Genomic DNA, 16,740 nt, shown 5'->3' with positions numbered 1-16,740 from the left:
CACTACGCTCCGGACATGGACGACGAACCGCTCTCCCAATGGGCCGAGCGTCGCGACGCGAGGATCGGGCAGCTCCGCGCCGTCCCCCTCGTGACCGGCGACGGCCCGAGGGCATCGCATCTGAACCCCGATGCGCCCCGTGCGATCCAGCGGTGGAACGGCCATCTGTGGGAGGCGCACGGCTTCGCGGCGAATCTCGCGGAAGCACGGCGCATCCTGTTTCCCCACGCCGAGGCTGCCGCCACTCCTGAGGCGTCACCGAAGCTCGGCCCCGGGACCGGCAGACATCGGAAACCTCCGACGCCTTGATATCTCGGCGGGAGAGTAGCGGCCCATGCCATACCTCTGAAATCTGCTCCCACCTGGTAGACCACCGACGGCACAATGACGCCCGTGAGCAACGACATATCCGATGACCCATGGGCCCAGCGGGTGTATCTGACGTGGCTGGCCCGCGACACTCGCTACGCCCTGGCCGCCCTGACCGCCCTGATCGCGTATGCGCAGAACACTCCGGCCCCGCCAGCCGCCTGGGTCTGCTTCGAGGACTTCCTTTCCTTCCTCGGAAAGGTCTCCCGGACTCTATGGCCCGCCCCTGGGAAGGGTCCGAACGGGACCGAGAAGGGCTTGGAATGGCGGATGAAGCGAGGTCCGTTTCTACGAGAGATTCTTGAGGTGGAGGCCTCGTCCCCGCTGAAGGCCCGCGAAGTCCGAAACGGAAGCGAGCACTTCGACGAGCGCCTTGACGAGTGGATCATCAGCCTGCCTCGCCCCACCGTCGAAGAGTGGCAGGCGGACACCAAGCCCACATTCCCAGCTCCTCCCATGCGCCTCATAAACGTAGAGACGGGAACGCTCCAAGTCGCCGACGCGGACCTGGATCTGCGTTTCATGGCTGAGGAACTTCAGCGACTCCTGATCAAGATCGAGGAGCTTGAGCCCTCAGCGGCCGTACTCCCCGCTGACATGGCGGCTCTGCTGGCCACCTCGCACCCTGTTCCGATCATCCCGTTCGACGCGCCCGCGCAGAACCCTGGCGGCATTCAAGCCTGGCTTGACGAGCAGAATTCCACCGACCCCGAGACAGCAACGGAAGACACCGAGACGTAGACACCTAACACGGAGGGCCTCCCGGCGCAGCCAACGCCCACACCAAGCCGCCCAGCGTGGCTACTTTCATGGCTACCTTCGTAGCCGCAAGGTCCGGTTTGAACCGGTACGGACGGGGTAGAGCAATGCCCACGATTCCGTAAGAAAAGGCCCCTGACCTGCGATATCGCGGGCCAGGGCCCTGTGGGGCAGACGAGTCGGGCTGTACGCCGGGTTCTGTACCCCGGGACCTCGCGGTCGTCGGGGTGACGGCCATCCATCTAGGACCGGCGTTGCCGCCGGCCTCGTGCGGTCTACCCGCGAACTCGGGCGGGCAGCCCTCAAGCGTTCGCGCAGAGCCGCCTGTTGCCAAGCGGCCCCTCTTGACCTTGCTCCGGGTGGGGTTTACCTAGCCGCCTGAGTCACCTCAGGCGCTGGTGGTCTCTTACACCACCGTTTCACCCTTACCGAGGACCGAGGTCCCCGGCGGTCTGTTTTCTGTGGCACTGTCCCGCGGGTCACCCCGGGTGGCCGTTAGCCACCACCCTGCCCTGTGGAGCCCGGACGTTCCTCGGGAGGATCCGAGGATCCCCACGCGGCCGCCCGCCCGGCTCGTCTGCCGTACGGTCATGCTACCTGGCGTTTCAGACGAAGTCGGCCGTCTCCAGGTCGAGGCCGAAGGGCTCGGGGAGAGGCAGTGGCTTGCCGAAGGGTGCCAGGTCCCGCCGCGGGTACTCGCCGTCCTCCGGGTCGCTGAAGAGCGTCACGGTGGACGTGTCGCGGTCCACGAGCAGGTGGAGCGGGACGGCACCCCAGGCGTGGCAACGGCGCGCCGCGTCCCTGTGATCGGGGTCGTTCCCTCGATCGTGGCACATGATCAGGGCGGGGCGGCGGACCACGCTTGACCTTGTCGCAGCGTCAGGGTTTGTACTGGGGTCATGCGAATCGGCGAGATCGCCGCGCTCGTCGGGGTCACCCCCCGGGCGGTGCGGCACTACCACCATCTGGGGCTGCTGCCCGAGCCCGCACGGCGGGCCAACGGCTACCGGGAGTACGGGATCCGGGACGCCGTGCTGCTCGCCCGGATCCGGCGGCTGACCGAGCTCGGGCTCGGGCTCGACGAGGTGCGGGACGTGGTCGCCGACGACGAGGGGCGGGAACTGGTGCAGGTGCTGGAGGAGCTGGACGCCGATCTCGGGCGGCAGGAGGCCGTCATCCGCGAGCGGCGGGCGCGGCTCGCCGAGCTCCTCGGGGAGGCGCGGGCCGGGCGGCTGACCGCCGAGGGGCCGGTGTCGGCGGAGCTGGCCGGGCTGTTCGCGGGCCTGGGCGAAGTCCCCGAGTCGCCGATGGCCGCCAAGGACCGGGAGGTGCTCGCCCTGCTCGACACCGTGGCGCCGGACGAGGAGCGGGCGAAGCTCATGAACACGATGCGCACCATGACCGAGGACCCCCGGGCCGTCGCGCGCGCTCACGACGTGTACGCCCGGCTCGACGCCCTCGCCGACGCCGACCCGGCCGACCCGCGGGTGGCGGAGGCCGCGCAGGCGCTCGCCGACCTGCTGCCGGACGAGGTGGTGACCGACCTCGGCGGGCAGGGCCTGCCGCAGGGGCGGTTCACCGAGATGTTCTTCGGTGACTTCTCCCCCGCCCAGACCGCCGCCGTCCACCACGCCCTGATCCTGGTCCAGGAGCGTTGCCGATGACCGCCGCGATCCGGCTTCTGCGCGGGCTCGCGTACGCCTTCCTCCCCGCCGAGCTCGTTCTCCTGGTCTGCCTCGTCGCCGGCGTACGGATACCCGCGCCCGCTCTCGCCTCCGCCGAGGTGGCGGGCCTGCTGCTCCTCGTCGTGAGCGGTGCCGTGTTCCTCCGGCTCCGGCGGCGCGGGCTCTCCGCGCGGGAGGCCCTCGGGGAACTGGTCCCCGAGCCCGCGCTCCGGCTGATCGGGCACGAGATGCGGCTGATGGCGAGCCTCGGGCTGTGGGTGGCGCGCCGCCGGCACGGCGTACGCGCGGGCGCCACGGCCTTCCCGCACGCCCGCGACCAGGCCGCCCTCATGTACGGCTTCGCGTTCGTGTGTCTCGTCGAGACCGTCGCCATGTCGTACCTGCTCGCCGGCCTGCCGATCGTCCACGCGATCGTGCTGGTCCTGGACGTGTACACGGTCCTGTTCGTGCTCGGCCTGCACGCCGCCTCCGTGACCCGGCCGCACGTCCTCACCCCCGGGACCCTCCGGCTGCGGCAGGCCGCGCATGTCGACCTCCGGATCCCGCTGGAGAAGATCGCCGCGGTCCGGCACGAACTGCGCTTCTCCCACGAGAAGGCCGACGGCGAGCTGAATCTCGCCGTCGGCGCTCAGACCTCCCTCACCATCGAGCTCACCGAGCCCGTCGACGCGCCCCGGCTCCTCGGCGCGCCCCGGCCCGTACGGATCGTGCGCTGTCACGCCGACGACGCCCGCGCGCTGCACCGGGCGCTGGCGCGGGCCGTCGCCGACGCGTGACTCACTCCGGCACGTGCTTGAAGAGGACCTTGTCCCTGTCCGGGGCCGCGGGCTCCGCCTTCGTCAGCTTCGCCTTCACCCGCGTCCCTTCCTCCAGCAGCCCCTGCGGGCTCTTCACCGTGCCCACCACGGCCGGATCCTTCAGATGCACGACACCGTTCTTCTTCGTGCTGTCCCTCACGTCGATCACGAACCCGTCGAAGACCTGGCCGACCCGGTCCTTCAGAAGCGCCGCCTCGACGACGTTCATGCTCTCCCGGTCGACCTCCTTGCCGCGCCCCTTGTCCATGTCGGCCGGCAGATTCGTCAGTGCGTCCTTCACCCACGCGGGTGGCGCCTGGCCGTCGACGGCCGCCAGACAGAGCTCGCCCACATAGCGGTCGACGAGGCGGCGCAGGGGCGCGGTGCAGCTGGTGTACTCGTCGGCGATGGCGGAATGGACATGGGGGTCCGGAAGGGTCCCGTCCTTGAAGTGGATGTACGCGGCTTTCCGGAACAGGCCGGTGGCGTCGAGGAGGAAGGCGGCGTGCCGGGGAACCGCCGGATCGAGCGAGCGGATGAGCTCCGCGTACGACATGTGGTGCGGCCAGTCGATCTCCAGCGCCTTAGCGGAGCGGCGCAGCTTCTCGACCCCGTCCTGGGCGGCGCCGAGGGTGCGCAGGATCCCGATGCCCGCGCCGATCATCAGATCGGCGGCCGCCATGCCGGCGAGCAGGGAGATCTGCTCGTTCCAGCCGTCGACCGCGTTGGGGGCGTGGTAGACGAGGGTGTACGAGTCGCCGGTCTGGACGACCTCTTGGTCGGGGAGGTTGAGGGAGACCCCGCCGCGTTCCACCTCCAGCGCCTCGCGGAGCGTGCCCACGGTCTTGAGCAGGGCGAGCGGTTCCTCCGCCGTGCCCGCGTCGATCAGCTGCTGGGCGCCGGCGTAGTCGAGCCTGAGGCGGCTGCGGACGCGCGCACGGCGTACGTCGACGGCGACCTGGGCGCCGTCGGCGTCCAGGTCGAAGCGCCAGAGCAGGGCGGGCGCGGTGTGGTCGGGAAGCAGGCTGGCGGCGCCCTCGGAGAGGACCGGCGGGTGCAGCGGGATCTTCTCGTCGGGGAAGTAGAGGGTCTCGACGCGCCGGTGGGCCTCCTTGTCGACGGCGCCGCCGGGGGTGACGAACGCGGCGACGTCGGCGATGGCGTAGTGGACGCGGTAGCCGCCGCCCGGCCGACGGGCGAGGTGTATGGCCTGGTCGAGGTCGCGGGAGCCCGGCGGGTCGATGGTGAAGAGAGGGATGTCGGTGGCGTCGTGGTCCGGCAGCCGTGGGGACGCCGCGGCCGCCTCGGCCTCGGCGAGGACGGCCGGCGGGAAGCCTGCCGGAACGTCCATCCGGGTCCTCAGTGCGCGCAGCGCGGCCCGCAGGTCCTCGGCTGCGCCGGTCACGTGAATGTGGCGGCGGGGCATGGACCGAGCGTAGGGCGGGGAGCCGGACCCGGCACTTTGTAGGCTGAACGTTCTGGGGCCGCACCCCCAGCCCCGTACGTACGAAGGAGAACCACCGTGCTCGTGCTGTTGCCGCCGTCGGAGGGTAAGGCCGCGTCGGGGCGCGGGGCGCCGCTCAAGCCGGAGTCCCTGTCGCTGCCGGGCCTGGCCGAGGCACGGGCGGCGGTCCTGGACGAGCTCGTCGAGCTGTGCGCGGCCGACGAGGAGAAGGCGCGCGAGGTGCTCGGTCTGAGCGAGGGGCTGCGCGGCGAGGTCGCCAAGAACGTGGAGCTGAGGACGGCGGGGGCCCGGCCGGCCGGCGAGATCTACACGGGGGTGCTGTACGACGCCCTTGGCCTGTCCACGCTGGACGCGGCGGCCCGGAAGCGGGCGCGCGCCTCGCTCCTGGTGTTCTCGGGCCTGTGGGGCGCGGTGCGGGTGGACGACCGGATTCCGTCGTACCGCTGCTCGATGGGGGTGAAGCTGCCGGGGCTCGGGGCGCTGGGCGCGCACTGGCGCGGTGCGATGGCGACGGTGATGCCGGAGGCGGCCGGGGACAGTCTCGTCCTGGACCTGCGGTCCTCGGCGTACGCGTCGGCGTGGAAGCCGAAGGGCGAGGTGGCGGCGCGGACGGCGACGGTACGCGTGCTGCACGCGCCGACCCGGAAGGTGGTCAGCCACTTCAACAAGGCCACGAAGGGGCGGATCGTCCGCAGCCTGCTGGAGGCGGGGGCGCAACCGCGGGGGCGCGAGGAGCTGGTGGAGGCGCTGCGGGATCTGGGCTACGTGGTGGAGGAGGGGAAGGCGGGGGTGCTCGACGTGCTGGTGGACGAGATCCACTAGGCCGTTTCCTGTGGATGACCCTGCGGACCGGATGACCCTGCGGACCGGATGACCGCCGACCAGATGACCGCGGACCGGATGACCGCCGACCGGATGACCGCGGACCGGATGAAGACGGCGCCGGCCGGGGCCTCTTGACGTGCCCCGGCGGCGTGCCGGTGGGCGCCGGTCAATGACACGCATCAACCAACGGCCTGGTCCTGCGGTGCCAGGGTGCGCAGGACGTCGAACTCGTTGCCTTCGGGGTCGGCCATGACCACCCAGTTCCGGTCCGGGCCCTGGCCCACGTCCGCCCTGGTGGCGCCGAGGCCGAGCAATCTGGTCACCTCGTCCTCGGTGCTGCCGTCGATCGGGCTGACGTCCAGGTGAAGCCGATTCTTGACGGCCTTGCCCTCGGGCACCTGGATGAACACCAGGGTGGGCGGCATCTGGCGGGCGCGAACGTCCTCGACGGTCGGCACCCAGGAGCCGATCTCGACCTTGCCCTCGCTCCGCTCGATCACCTTGAAGTCCAGGACCTCGCACCAGAAGGCCGCGAGCCTCTCCGGAGAACGGCAGTCAACGGTCAACTCGGTGAACCTGCTTGTCATGTCTCTCCCAGATAGTTCGGACGGGGCTCAGAGTAGGCCGCCCGCCCGACAGATCCGAGCATGGAGTGCGGTCGCGAGGGAGCCCAAGTCCGGTGTCACCACCTGATTTCGCGTTCCCTCGTCTCATCAGCTGTGGGTTCCCGTTTCTCGTGGCTGGCGCCGGGTGGACCTCGCCCGGTTGCCGCAGCCGAGGGAGCACCACGCCTGGTCACGGCGCCTGGCCAGGAAGAACATGCCGCAACTGGGGGCGTGGCAGCGCCTCACCCGCTGACGGTCCGGACCCGCGGCCAGGACGAGCGTCTCGCGGGCGACGACGGCCTCGGCGCCGCCGCCGTGTTCCTGCTGTGCGAGCAGGCCGTCGCCGGTCACTCGGAAGACGACGGGGGCGGACGAGGCGAGTTCGTTCAGGCGGCTCCGCAGGCTGTCGCTGAGCGGACGCTGTCCGGCTGTCGCGTCCAGCGCGTCGCGGACCAACCCACGCAGCCGCTCCAGCTCCTCCAAGGAGAGGGCGGCCAGTCCGCGGTCGGCGGCGCGGGCGCGCCATCGCCTGGTGAGTTCCCGATCGGCGAGGAAGTCGACGTCGCCGCGTCCCGGGCCTGCTCCGATGACGACGGTGTTGGCCAGGTCGAGGACCGGGTCCTCGCCGATCCACGGCATGTCCTGCAGGTCCCGGATGGTCATGCCCTCAATCTACTGGATTCAGGTCAGCGAACCCGTGATAACTTCAACTCACGGATTTAATCCATCAACTCCGTGAGTCACGTGATCGACGAAGGGTGATGCCATGAGCGCAACCATCGAGTACGTCAGGTTCGACACCGACGACCCCGCCGCCCTCACCGCCCACCGAGAGCAACTCGTCGAACTGCTCAAGGAGCGGTACGGCGACGGCTTCCAGGGCGCACACCTCGCCCAGTTCGACGACGGCACCGTCCTGGACTTCATCGTCTGGTCGTCCGCCGCCGTCGCCGAGCGCGCGGCCAAGGAGATGCCGACCGACCCCCGGGCGCAGGGCTTCTTCAGCCGAATCGGCACAGTGCACGAGATGCGGCACGCTCAGGTACTGCACACCGCATAGCCCCCGAGATCAAGGAGAGTGACGCCGTGCCCTCGGCAGACGAACTACTCAGCGCGGACACCGTCGCCGACCTCGCCCGATGCCTTACGCGAGCCGGTGACGGGATCACGGCGCACGAGACCCGGGGGTGCGGCGCCGTCCTGGACGGGCTGAGCTTCACCGAGCGTGTCACCCTGATCAGAAATGCCGTCCTGGCTGATCTTCCTGCGGACTACCCGGCCTTCGCGAACGTGGTGCGCGCCGCACTGCGGGACGGCGATTTCACCGGATGGATGATCTTCCCTGTCACCGAGGCCGTCACTGTACGGGGCGGGGACGCCTTCGAACCGGCGCTCGCCCTGCTGGCGGAACTCACCCCGCGCCTGACCGCGGAGACCGCCGTCCGGCCCTTCCTCCGTGCCGACCTGGAACGCGCGCTCCGGGTCATGACGCCGTGGACCGCACATCCCGACCCCCACGTCCGCCGACTGGCCAGTGAGGGCACGCGGCCGAGACTGCCCTGGGCACCCCGGCTCCCGGAGCTGATCGCGGATCCGACACCCGCACTGCCCCTGCTCGACGCGCTGTACCGGGACGACTCCGAGTACGTCCGCAGATCAGTGGCCAACCACCTCAACGACATCAGCCGCGACCACCCCGATATCGCCGCTGGTGTCGCGGCGCGCTGGCTGAGCGACCCGGCACCGACGACGACCCGGTTGGTACGGCACGGCCTGCGGACCCTGATCAAGTCCGGCCACGCCGGGGCCCTTACGCTGCTCGGCCACTCCCCGGACATTCCCGTCGCTGTCGAGGGCCCGCACATCCACGCCTCAGAGATCCGGATCGGCGACGATCTGCTGTTCGACTACTCGGTGACCAACACGCACGATCAGACCGCTCACCTCGTCGTCGACTACGTCGTCCTCCATATGAAAGCCAACGGAACCCGCACCCCCAAGGTCTTCAAACTCACCACGCGGTCCCTGGCGCCCGGCGAGACGTGGCGCGCGACACGCAGACACTCCTTCAAGCCGATCAGCACGCGGCGCTACCACCCAGGTGTCCATCTGGTGCGGCTCCAGGTCAACGGCCGATCCCACGGGGAAGCCTCGTTCACGCTGCACTGCTGAGGGCAACCGCCTCACGTTGCACCATACGCAACGCTCATTGCGTGTACTGCAGGGCGCGGGCAGGATGAGGGCATGAGCTCCGTGCCGCGCCCCTCCGTTCTCGGGCTCGCCCCCGCGGTCCCCGTCATCCCCGTCGTCGTGATCGAGGACGCCGCCGACGCCGTACCTCTGGCGCGCGCGCTGGTCGCGGGCGGCCTGCCCGCCGTCGAGGTGACGCTGCGGACCCCTGCCGCGCTCGACGCCGTCCGGGCGATCGCCGCCGAGGTCCCGGACGCGGTCGTCGGCGCGGGCACGGTCGTCTCGCCGGCCGGTGTCGCGGACGCGGTCGGGGCCGGGGCGCGCTTCCTGGTGAGTCCCGGCTGGACGGAGAGCCTGCTGGACGCCATGAGCTGCTCGGGCGTGCCGTTCCTGCCGGGCGTCTCGACCACCTCGGAGGTCGTCGCGCTCCTCGAACGCGGGGTGAGCGAGATGAAGTTCTTCCCGGCGGAGGCGGCGGGCGGCGTCCCGTATCTGAGGTCGCTCGCGGGGCCCCTCCCCCAGGCCCGGTTCTGCCCGACGGGCGGCATCTCCCTGGACTCCGCCCCGTCGTATCTGTCGCTGCCGAACGTCGGCTGCGTCGGCGGTACGTGGATGCTGCCCGCCGACGCCCTCGCGGCCCGCGACTGGGCGCGGGTCGAATCACTGGCGAGCGGGGCGGCGGCCCTGCGCACCACCCCCCGCCAGGGCCGCCAGGGCCGCTAGGGGCAGGTCTTCTCGTACGTCAGCCCCGGCGCGTATGTCCGCCAGTCCTTCTCCGTGAGACCGCCACCGGCGACCTCGCAGGCCCGGCCGAGGGTGTCGGCGCCGAGTTCGGGGAAGTCGTCCAGATCCCACACGTAGACGCTGCCGCCGTCCGACGTGAGGAGGTACCGGCCGTTCGGAGTGAACCGGGCCCGATCCGCGTTCTGCCGGTGCGGGGAGAGCGTGGCGACCCGGTGGGACAGACTCCGCTCCTGAACCGCCCACATCACGAAGTCCCCGTCCTGGTCGGCTCCGACCAGGAGGTTTCCCTGCGGGTGGAACTCGAACGAGATGAAGCGATCCTCCTCACCGGAGGCCTGCCCGACCTTCCGTGGGTGGCGGGGGTCCGCGACCTCCCACAGGGCCATGGGCGCCTTGCCGCCCCTGGTCGCCAGCGTGCGGCCGTCCCGAGAAGCGCGTCGGCCGCGAGCCCGCCCATGGCCCCGGGCGGGAGATCGGCGGTCTCGGCGGCGGCCCTGACACGGCCGCGCAGTTGCGGCTCGGCGCTCAGCGAGGGCTGTAACTCGTGGGCCCCGTCCGCCCCTTCACCCTGAACCGTAGCGTACGGGTCACCCGTGCTTGGTGAACTCCATCCCGACATGATCCGTGACGGGACGGTAACCCAGGCGCTGGTAAAGGGAGTTGCTGGTGGGGTTGGACAGGTCCGTGAAGAGCAGGACCTGCCGCGCGCCCGCGTCCAGGGCCGCCCGGCTGACGGCGCTGGTGATGGCGCCCGCGTAGCCGCGACCGCGGAGCCCCGAGGGGGTGTACACGGGGGAGATCCGGGCCTGGCCCGCGACGATCGGTGAGATGCCCGCCATGGACACGGGACCGTCGCCGGTCTGCCAGAAGTGGAGACGGCCTTCGGCGACGCGGGGCTCGATGTTCGGTGTGTAGTCGACGTCGGTGCTCTCGCCGATGTCGCCGGCGAAGTCCCGCATCCACGCGGCGGCGCGGGGGATGTCCTCGGCTGTGGCGGTCCGGGCCCTGCCCTGCGGCGCGGGGTCCGGCGGGGTGAGCTGGCCGAGCCGGTACAGCCGCATCCTGCGGGTGGTCGTCCACGCGCGGCCCGACTCCCCGCACAGTTCGGCGGCGAACGCCTCGGCCGTCTCCTCCTCGCCGCGCACACTGGTCACGGCCGCGGGCCCCGCCCCCTCCCCCGCGTCCGGCAGGGCATGGACGAGGGCGCGGGCCGCCTCCACGGGCATCGGTCCCAGCGCCGGCTCGTGGGGCAGCGTGAACAGGAACGCGCCGGTGACCCTCCCGTCCGCCTCGGTCCACCATCCGTACCGCGCGGACGCGAGGGGCCGGCGCCGCGCGCCCTCGCTGAGCGTGAGCAGCACGGTGTTGCGGGCGGGATCGGCGGCGAAGTGGTCGTGGGCGGCCGCGCGGAACGCTTCGGCGTCCTCGGTGATGTGCCAGGTCATGGCCTTGATGGTGCTACGGGGGAGGGGGCGGGGTCACGGTGTTTTCGTGACCCCGCCCCCTCCTCCTGGTGCCCGTCCGGGTCACCTCAGGTGCGAGGTGTCGTTCAAGAGCCGTACGGAGGCGTTGCCGTCCGCGTAGTACGCCACGGCCGACAGCGAGGCCGCCGAGAGCTCCATCCGGAACAGCGACTCCGGCGGGGCGCCGAGCGCGAGCCGTACCAGGGTCTTGATCGGCGTGACGTGCGTGACGAGGAGGACGGTGCGGCCCGCGTACTGAACCGCCAGCCGGTCGCGGGTGGCCGAGACGCGCCGCGCGACGGTCGCGAAGCTCTCGCCGCCGCCGGTCGGGGCGGCCTTGGGCGAGGCGAGCCAGGCGTCGAGGTCCTCGTCGTACCGCTCCCGTACCTCCGCGAAGGTCAGCCCCTCCCAGGCGCCGAAGTCGGTCTCGCGCAGCCCCTCCTCGATCCGCACATCGAGGCCGAGGCGGGCGGCGACGGTCTCCGCGGTCTGGAGGCAGCGCTTGAGCGGCGAGCTGACGATCTCCTGGATCGTGCCGCGTGCGGCGAGCGCGGCGGCGACGGCGTCGGCCTGCCGCAGCCCGGCGGCGGACAGCTCGGGGTCGCTGCCCCCGCTGCCCGAGAACCGCTTCTCGGGGGTGAGCGCGGTCTCGCCGTGGCGGAGCAGGACGAAGGTGGCGGGGGTCCCGAGGTCGGGCGCGCCCCAGCCGGGGGCGGTACCCGTGGTGGTCGGGGTCCGGGCACCCGCGGGCCCGGCGGCAGCGGCTCCGGCTCCGGCCGCACGGGCCGCCGCCCGAGCGTGGCCCACGTGCGCCACGACGCCCGCCTCGGCCTCGAAGTCCCCGCTCGCCACCGACCCGGTGGCGGCGGACTCCCGCTCGGCCGCTCCCGCCGCGGCCAGCGAGGCGCGCGCCTGGGCCGCGATGGCCTCGTCAGCGGCGAAGAGGCCGTCGTCGGTCTGTGCCGCAGCGGCGGCGGGACGCCCCGCAGCCGTACCAGCACCAGCACCAGCACCCACGCCCGAGAGCGCGGCGCGGGCGCGCGCCGCGCCCGCCGTCGCATCGCCGGGAGGTCCCGAGGGCGGCGGCGGCGCCGCGTTGCGCGCGGCCGAGGCGTCCAGGGCCGCCGAGGACGCCGACGGCTCCCACTGCTTGCCGCGCTTGCCCGCGTCCATCGCCTCGTTCGCGAGACGGTCGGCGTGCTTGTTCCGCTCGCGCGGGATCCACTCGTAGCGGACCCGGCCCGCCGGGAAGACCCGGGCCGCCTCCGCCGCCAGCGGCTTCATGTCCGGGTGCTTGATCTTCCAGCGGCCGGACATCTGCTCGACGACCAGCTTGGAGTCCATGCGGACGTGGACCACGGCGTCGGGGAACAGCTCGCGCGCCGCCTTCAGACCGGCCACCAGGCCCTTGTACTCGGCGACGTTGTTCGTGGCGACGCCGATGTACTCGGCGCGCTCCGCGAGCGTCTCGCCGGTCGCCGGGTCCAGGACCACGGCCCCGTACCCGGCGGGCCCCGGGTTGCCCCGGGAGCCCCCGTCCGCCTCGACGACGACTTCCCTCGTGGCCGTCATTACAGGCCGGACTCCGACGTACGGACGAGGATCCGACGGCAGTTCTCGCACCGCACGACCGCGTCGGCCGCGGCCGCCCGGACCTCGTTGAGCTCGGTGATGTTCAGCTCGATGTGGCAGCCCTCGCACTTGCGCTGGTACAGCCGCGCCGCGCCGACCCCACCCTGCTGCTCGCGCAGCTTCTCGTAGAGCTTCAGCAGGTCGGCCGGGACGGAGCCGGCCACGAGCTCGCGCTCCTTGCCGACCGACGCCGCCTCCCGGTCAAGCTCGGCCTGCGCCGCGTCGCGGCGGGCGGTCGCGTCGTCGGTCTTGGCCTGGACGGCGGAGGCCCGCTCGGTCAGCTCGGTGACCCGCTCGGCGGCGGACTCACGGCGCTCCATGACCTCGAGGACGATGTCCTCCAGGTCGGCCTGGCGCTTGGCGAGCGAGGTGATCTCGTGCTGGAGGTTCTCCAGGTCCTTCGGGGAGGAGACGGCGCCCGAGTCGAGACGCTGCTGGTCCCGTGCGGAGCGCTGGCGCACCTGGTCGACGTCCTGCTCCGCCTTGGTCTGCTCGCGGGCGCAGTCGCTCTCCTCCGTCTGCGCGGCGACGAGCAGGTCGCGCAGCTGGGTGAGGTCCTTGGTGAGCGACTCGATCTCGGCGTGCTCGGGCAGGGACTTGCGCTTGTGGGCGAGCTGCTGGAGACGGACGTCCAGTGCCTGGACGTCGAGAAGTCGGATCTGGTCGGCGGGCGCGGCGTTCAGTTGGGGGCTCCAGGGGAGGTGTGGTGGGAGGACCAAGGGTCGGTGACCGTCTTCGAGACGTGGACGCGCAGGTCCCAGCCGTGGCGGTCGGAAATCTCGTCGAGCTGGGCGGCGGCCTGCTCGCACCAGGGCCATTCGGTGGCCCAGTGGGCGGCGTCGACCAGGCCGATCGGCGCGCGCTGGGTGGCCTCGGAGACCGGGTGGTGGCGCAGGTCGGCGGTGAGGAAGGCGTCCACGCCCGCGGCCCGTACGGCGTCGAAGAGGCTGTCGCCGGAGCCGCCGCTGACGGCGACCCGGCGGACGGTCATCTCCGGGTCTCCGGCGACCCGGATCCCTTGCGCGGTGGCGGGCAGCCGCTTCGCGGCGCGGGCCGCGAACTCGGCGAGCGTCTCGGGGTGGTCCAGCTCGCAGATCCGGCCGAGGTTGTTCTCGGGGACCAGGGGGCCGGTGATCCGCAGGTCGAGGGCGCCGGCGAGGGCGTCGGACACCCCGGGGTCGGCGGTGTCCGCGTTGGTGTGCGCCACGTGGAGGGCGATGTCGTGCTTGATCAGCGTGTGCACGACGCGGCCCTTGAAGTGGGAGGCCGCGACCGTCGTCGTACCGCGCAGATAGAGCGGGTGGTGGGCGACGATCAGGTCGGCGCCGAGCGCGATCGCCTCGTCGGCGATCTCCTGGACGGGGTCGACGGCGAACAGGACACGGGTGACCTCGGCGTCGGGGTCGCCGCAGACCGTGCCGACGGCGTCCCACTGCTCGGCCCGCTCGGGCGGCCAGAGAGCGTCGAGCGCGGCGATGACTTCAGACAGACGGGGCACGGAGGAAAGGCTACCTGGCCTCCGTGCCTCGTCGTCCTGCCCTGTGGACAACCCTCGCGGACAGCCCTCGGGCGGTTCTTCTCCTACTTCTTCACGAGGTCGGCGCGCAGGTCGTCGAGGACGCGGTCCGCCGCCGTCACGCCGAGGCCGAGGTACCAGGTCTCGTCCGCGACGTCCTTCGCCTGGCCGGCCTTGACCGCCTTGAGGTTCTTCCACAGCGGGTTGGCCTGGGCGGTGTCACGCTTGGTGGCCTTCGGGTCGCCGTAGACGCCGGTGAAGATCCAGTCGGCGTCGGCCTGGTCGATCTTCTCGGGGCTGATCTCGGCGGCGAGCTCGTCGATCTGCTGGTTCGCGGGCCGCGGCAGGCCGGCGTCCTCGAGGATCGTGCCGATGAAGGACGCCTTGGCGTAGAGGCGGATCTTGCCCGGCAGGTAGCGGACCATGGAGATGGTCGGCTTGTCGGGGCCGATGTCCGCGCCGAGCTGCTTCGCCTTGGTCTCGTACGCGGCGAGCTTCGACTGCGCGTCGGCGGTCTTGTCCAGGGCCGCGGCGTTGAGGAGGTAGTTCTCCTTCCAGGTGAAGCCGGGGCGGATGGAGAAGACGGTGGGGGCGATCTTCGAGAGCTCGTCGTACTTGTCCGCGGCGCGCAGCCGGCTGCCGAGGATCAGGTCGGGCTCCAGGTTGGCGATCGCCTCGAGGTTGAGGTTGTTGATGGTGCCGACGGACTTGGGGGTGCCCGCCTCGTTCTTCAAGTACGTGGGAATGCCATCGTCTCCCTCGGCGGGGGCGTAGCCGACCGGCTTGATGCCGAGCGAGACGACGTTGTCGAGCTCGCCGACGTCGAGGACGACGACCCGCTTGGGGGCGGACTTGATCTCGGTCTTGCCGAGGGCGTGGGTGAGGGTGCGCGGGAACTGGCCGGGCTTGGCGTCCGTGCCCATCGCCGCGGTCTTGGCCGCCGCGTCGCCGAAGTCCTTGCCGCCCGCGGCGACGTCCTTCCTGGCGCCGCTCTCCTTCTTTTCCGAGGTGGCGGCCGGTGCGTCGTCGCCGCTTCCGCAGGCCGCGAGGGAGAGCGCGGCGGCGAGGGCGACGGCGGCGGCGGTGCCGCGGCGGCGGAGGGACATGAGGGTTCTCCTGTCACGGGTACGGGGACGGGCGGCTCTCAACCGGTACGGAGGGCGTCTCCGTACCCGGAGTCACAGACTCCACTTAGGGTCGCCTTACCTTACGTAACGCTCACCCCTCCAGCACAACCGGCCCCCTCGCCTCAGCAGAATCGATTCACGGCCACCCTTATGTGTGAAGTGACCGGGCTCGTGTTGTTCGGCAGGAAGTGCGAAAACTAGCTTCGATGGCCGGAGGTGACGAGTCGATGACAGCCTGTGCCATCGAGACAGCGACGGAAGACGGCGGCGCGGTATCGCCGTCGCGATTCACGATCACGGCGAACGGGGCGTACGCGGCGCGGCTCGCCGGCGCGGGGGACGCCCTGTACGCGGAGCGGTGGACCCTGGACGGGCCGGAGCCGTACGCCGTACCCCTCCCGCTCGACCAGCCGGAGGAGCCCCATACGCAGCTGCTGCCGCTCGCTGACGGGCGGGTGCTGATCGGGCGGGCGGTGGACGGGCACCGGCACACGTTCTCCCTGCTGTACCCGACGGGACCCGGGACGGGGGAACTGGCCCTGGGAGCCGTCGAGTCCGAGGACCTCACCCTGCTGCCGCCCTCCCCCGACGGCATCTGCGCGTACGCGATGTGCGTCGGCGCGGACACCACCACGATCTGGCTGGTGGCGGGCGGGGCGTTCGGCCCGGAGCAGGTCGCGGAGGTCAAGGGCCGCTGCACGGGCGGGGTCTGGCTGGACCGTACGGGACGGATGCTCGCCCTCGACCGGCGCCTGGACGACGGCCCGGTGAAGGCGGTGGCGGTCGACCTGGAGCGGGGCGGCGAGGTGACGCCGCTGCTCCAGATCACGGAGGACAGCAACGACCGGCTGCTGATGGCCGACCCGGACAGCGGGCTGCTCCTGATCCGCTCGGACGCGCCGTCACCGGGGCACGACCGGCTGGGCTGGGGCGTCCTCGGTAGCCTCCTGCCGATCCGCTTCCCCGACTGCCTGCGGCTCGACGACGCGGCGGTGACGCCGTTCGCGGTGCAGCCGGGCCAGGTGCTGCTGCCGGAGAGCTCCTCGGTCGCGCTGCGGATCGACGCGGCGGCGGGGAGCTGGGTCGGGATGTGGCGCCCCGCGGGCCGCCGGATGCACCAACTGGCGGTGCCCGCGGGGTGGCTGGCGGGGTCCGGGGTGTGGACGGCGGAGGGCGTGCTGCGGCTGCCGTACGCGACGGAGGAGACGCCCTGCGGTCTCGCCGGCCTGGAGGTACCCCCCGACCCGGAACCGGCCCCGCTCGAGCCCGTGGAGCCCCAGGTGTGCCGGCCGGTGCCGCTGCAGCAGGCTCCGCTCGCCGGCCGTAAAGCCGCTGGCTAGACTCTTGGATCGCACGCAAGAGAGATCCATACGGGGTGAGTTACAGCATGTCGCAAGCAAGCACGGACGGCGCGCAGCCGCACGGCTCCGGAAAGCACCGCGGGGAGTCGGCGCCGTCGGAGGACACCTCGTCCTCCCCTCACGGCCGCCACCGCCGCGACTCGGAAGCGCGGTAACACGACACCGGCCCTGGGGGTTTCCCCGGGGCCGTTTCCGTCACCGC

Annotated in this window: 18 protein-coding genes, 1 other RNA gene and 1 pseudogene; 9 read left to right on the top strand and 11 right to left on the bottom strand. The window is 71.6% G+C overall.

Features of this window, described 5'->3' with window-relative positions; genetic code table 11:
• Positions 1–15 precede the first annotated feature (15 nt).
• Together FDM97_RS08165 and FDM97_RS08160 are read left to right on the top strand one after the other, a co-directional pair.
• On the top strand, positions 16–309 hold the full coding sequence (locus tag FDM97_RS08165) for a DUF6087 family protein (protein WP_137989584.1): 294 nt from the start codon (positions 16–18) through the stop codon (positions 307–309).
• A gap of 84 nt (positions 310–393) precedes the next feature.
• Positions 394–1,110, top strand: coding sequence for a hypothetical protein (locus FDM97_RS08160; RefSeq protein WP_137989583.1), 717 nt, complete (start codon positions 394–396; stop codon positions 1,108–1,110).
• Positions 1,111–1,299: 189 nt separating this feature from the next.
• Here FDM97_RS08160 and rnpB read toward each other — a convergent pair.
• Together rnpB and FDM97_RS08150 are read right to left on the bottom strand one after the other, a co-directional pair.
• An RNA gene (gene rnpB, locus FDM97_RS08155) (RNase P RNA component class A) lies at positions 1,300–1,704 on the bottom strand.
• 29 nt (positions 1,705–1,733) lie between these two features.
• Positions 1,734–1,931, bottom strand: a pseudogene (locus FDM97_RS08150) (Uma2 family endonuclease); the annotation flags it as partial.
• Positions 1,932–2,027: 96 nt separating this feature from the next.
• Here FDM97_RS08150 and FDM97_RS08145 point away from each other — a divergent pair.
• Both FDM97_RS08145 and FDM97_RS08140 read left to right on the top strand, forming a co-directional pair.
• Positions 2,028–2,792, top strand: coding sequence for a MerR family transcriptional regulator (locus tag FDM97_RS08145; RefSeq protein WP_137989581.1), 765 nt, complete (start codon positions 2,028–2,030; stop codon positions 2,790–2,792).
• A complete protein-coding gene (locus FDM97_RS08140; RefSeq protein ID WP_137989580.1) occupies positions 2,789–3,589 on the top strand; it encodes a hypothetical protein in 801 nt (266 codons plus the stop codon). Before FDM97_RS08145 ends, FDM97_RS08140 begins: the two co-directional genes overlap by 4 nt.
• Before the next feature lies 1 nt (position 3,590).
• On the opposite strand, the gene FDM97_RS08135 is transcribed toward FDM97_RS08140, so the two are convergent.
• Positions 3,591–5,036: a ribonuclease catalytic domain-containing protein gene (locus FDM97_RS08135; RefSeq protein ID WP_137989579.1), complete on the bottom strand. Its 1,446-nt coding sequence runs from the start codon at positions 5,034–5,036 to the stop codon at positions 3,591–3,593.
• 96 nt (positions 5,037–5,132) lie between these two features.
• On the opposite strand from FDM97_RS08135, the gene yaaA reads away from it, so the two are divergent.
• On the top strand, positions 5,133–5,897 hold the full coding sequence (gene yaaA / locus FDM97_RS08130; protein WP_137989578.1) for a peroxide stress protein YaaA: 765 nt from the start codon (positions 5,133–5,135) through the stop codon (positions 5,895–5,897).
• Between the two features lie 182 nt (positions 5,898–6,079).
• On the opposite strand, the gene FDM97_RS08125 is transcribed toward yaaA, so the two are convergent.
• Together FDM97_RS08125 and FDM97_RS08120 are read right to left on the bottom strand one after the other, a co-directional pair.
• Positions 6,080–6,487: a VOC family protein gene (locus FDM97_RS08125; protein ID WP_137989577.1), complete on the bottom strand. Its 408-nt coding sequence runs from the start codon at positions 6,485–6,487 to the stop codon at positions 6,080–6,082.
• Between the two features lie 126 nt (positions 6,488–6,613).
• The gene (locus tag FDM97_RS08120; RefSeq protein WP_137989576.1) at positions 6,614–7,168 is read right to left on the bottom strand and encodes an ABATE domain-containing protein; all 555 of its coding nucleotides are present in this window, start codon (positions 7,166–7,168) and stop codon (positions 6,614–6,616) included.
• Between the two features lie 103 nt (positions 7,169–7,271).
• Between FDM97_RS08120 and FDM97_RS08115 the strand changes: the two genes are divergently transcribed.
• The 3 genes from FDM97_RS08115 (at position 7,272) to eda (ending at position 9,418) form a co-directional block, all read left to right on the top strand.
• Positions 7,272–7,565: a hypothetical protein gene (locus FDM97_RS08115; RefSeq protein ID WP_137989575.1), complete on the top strand. Its 294-nt coding sequence runs from the start codon at positions 7,272–7,274 to the stop codon at positions 7,563–7,565.
• A gap of 26 nt (positions 7,566–7,591) precedes the next feature.
• Positions 7,592–8,677 (top strand): DNA alkylation repair protein, encoded by a 1,086-nt coding sequence (locus FDM97_RS08110; RefSeq protein ID WP_137989574.1) that lies wholly within the window; start codon positions 7,592–7,594, stop codon positions 8,675–8,677.
• A 72-nt stretch (positions 8,678–8,749) separates the two neighbouring features.
• Positions 8,750–9,418: a bifunctional 4-hydroxy-2-oxoglutarate aldolase/2-dehydro-3-deoxy-phosphogluconate aldolase gene (gene eda, locus FDM97_RS08105; RefSeq protein ID WP_137989573.1), complete on the top strand. Its 669-nt coding sequence runs from the start codon at positions 8,750–8,752 to the stop codon at positions 9,416–9,418.
• Here eda and FDM97_RS08100 read toward each other — a convergent pair.
• From FDM97_RS08100 to FDM97_RS08075, 6 genes are all read right to left on the bottom strand, one after another.
• Positions 9,415–9,825: a WD40 repeat domain-containing protein gene (locus tag FDM97_RS08100; RefSeq protein WP_137989572.1), complete on the bottom strand. Its 411-nt coding sequence runs from the start codon at positions 9,823–9,825 to the stop codon at positions 9,415–9,417. The two genes, eda and FDM97_RS08100, sit on opposite strands and share 4 nt — an antisense overlap.
• Positions 9,826–10,026: 201 nt before the next feature.
• Entirely contained in the window at positions 10,027–10,884 is an 858-nt protein-coding gene (locus FDM97_RS08095) for a GNAT family N-acetyltransferase (protein WP_137989571.1), read from the bottom strand.
• 81 nt (positions 10,885–10,965) lie between these two features.
• Positions 10,966–12,474: a bifunctional RNase H/acid phosphatase gene (locus tag FDM97_RS08090; RefSeq protein ID WP_137989570.1), complete on the bottom strand. Its 1,509-nt coding sequence runs from the start codon at positions 12,472–12,474 to the stop codon at positions 10,966–10,968.
• Positions 12,474–13,217, bottom strand: coding sequence for a zinc ribbon domain-containing protein (locus FDM97_RS08085; protein ID WP_217510283.1), 744 nt, complete (start codon positions 13,215–13,217; stop codon positions 12,474–12,476). Before FDM97_RS08085 ends, FDM97_RS08090 begins: the two co-directional genes overlap by 1 nt.
• Positions 13,214–14,032 carry a Nif3-like dinuclear metal center hexameric protein gene (locus FDM97_RS08080; protein WP_137989569.1) on the bottom strand — a complete coding sequence of 273 codons (819 nt, stop codon included), beginning with the start codon at positions 14,030–14,032 and terminating at the stop codon, positions 13,214–13,216. Before FDM97_RS08080 ends, FDM97_RS08085 begins: the two co-directional genes overlap by 4 nt.
• A gap of 83 nt (positions 14,033–14,115) precedes the next feature.
• Positions 14,116–15,156 carry an ABC transporter substrate-binding protein gene (locus FDM97_RS08075; RefSeq protein WP_137989568.1) on the bottom strand — a complete coding sequence of 347 codons (1,041 nt, stop codon included), beginning with the start codon at positions 15,154–15,156 and terminating at the stop codon, positions 14,116–14,118.
• Positions 15,157–15,404: 248 nt separating this feature from the next.
• On the opposite strand from FDM97_RS08075, the gene FDM97_RS08070 reads away from it, so the two are divergent.
• Entirely contained in the window at positions 15,405–16,517 is a 1,113-nt protein-coding gene (locus tag FDM97_RS08070; protein ID WP_175439061.1) for a hypothetical protein, read from the top strand.
• The last annotated feature ends 223 nt before the right edge of the window (positions 16,518–16,740 follow it).

The sequence above is a fragment of the Streptomyces vilmorinianum genome, assembly GCF_005517195.1.
GTDB lineage: Bacteria > Actinomycetota > Actinomycetes > Streptomycetales > Streptomycetaceae > Streptomyces > Streptomyces vilmorinianum.
The sequence above is the reverse complement of the archived record's forward strand: the minus strand, read 5'-3'. Positions and strand labels throughout refer to the sequence as shown.

Coding starts and splice junctions, on each gene's coding strand:
- FDM97_RS08095 (WP_137989571.1), bottom strand. CDS start 10,884: ATGACCTGGCACATCACCGAGGACGCCGAAGCGTTCCGCGCGGCCGCC.
- FDM97_RS08115 (WP_137989575.1), top strand. CDS start 7,272: ATGAGCGCAACCATCGAGTACGTCAGGTTCGACACCGACGACCCCGCC.
- FDM97_RS08070 (WP_175439061.1), top strand. CDS start 15,405: ATGACAGCCTGTGCCATCGAGACAGCGACGGAAGACGGCGGCGCGGTA.
- FDM97_RS08165 (WP_137989584.1), top strand. CDS start 16: ATGGACGACGAACCGCTCTCCCAATGGGCCGAGCGTCGCGACGCGAGG.
- FDM97_RS08125 (WP_137989577.1), bottom strand. CDS start 6,487: ATGACAAGCAGGTTCACCGAGTTGACCGTTGACTGCCGTTCTCCGGAG.
- FDM97_RS08135 (WP_137989579.1), bottom strand. CDS start 5,036: ATGCCCCGCCGCCACATTCACGTGACCGGCGCAGCCGAGGACCTGCGG.
- FDM97_RS08090 (WP_137989570.1), bottom strand. CDS start 12,474: ATGACGGCCACGAGGGAAGTCGTCGTCGAGGCGGACGGGGGCTCCCGG.
- FDM97_RS08145 (WP_137989581.1), top strand. CDS start 2,028: ATGCGAATCGGCGAGATCGCCGCGCTCGTCGGGGTCACCCCCCGGGCG.
- FDM97_RS08075 (WP_137989568.1), bottom strand. CDS start 15,156: ATGTCCCTCCGCCGCCGCGGCACCGCCGCCGCCGTCGCCCTCGCCGCC.
- FDM97_RS08120 (WP_137989576.1), bottom strand. CDS start 7,168: ATGACCATCCGGGACCTGCAGGACATGCCGTGGATCGGCGAGGACCCG.
- FDM97_RS08140 (WP_137989580.1), top strand. CDS start 2,789: ATGACCGCCGCGATCCGGCTTCTGCGCGGGCTCGCGTACGCCTTCCTC.
- FDM97_RS08100 (WP_137989572.1), bottom strand. CDS start 9,825: ATGGCCCTGTGGGAGGTCGCGGACCCCCGCCACCCACGGAAGGTCGGG.
- eda (WP_137989573.1), top strand. CDS start 8,750: ATGAGCTCCGTGCCGCGCCCCTCCGTTCTCGGGCTCGCCCCCGCGGTC.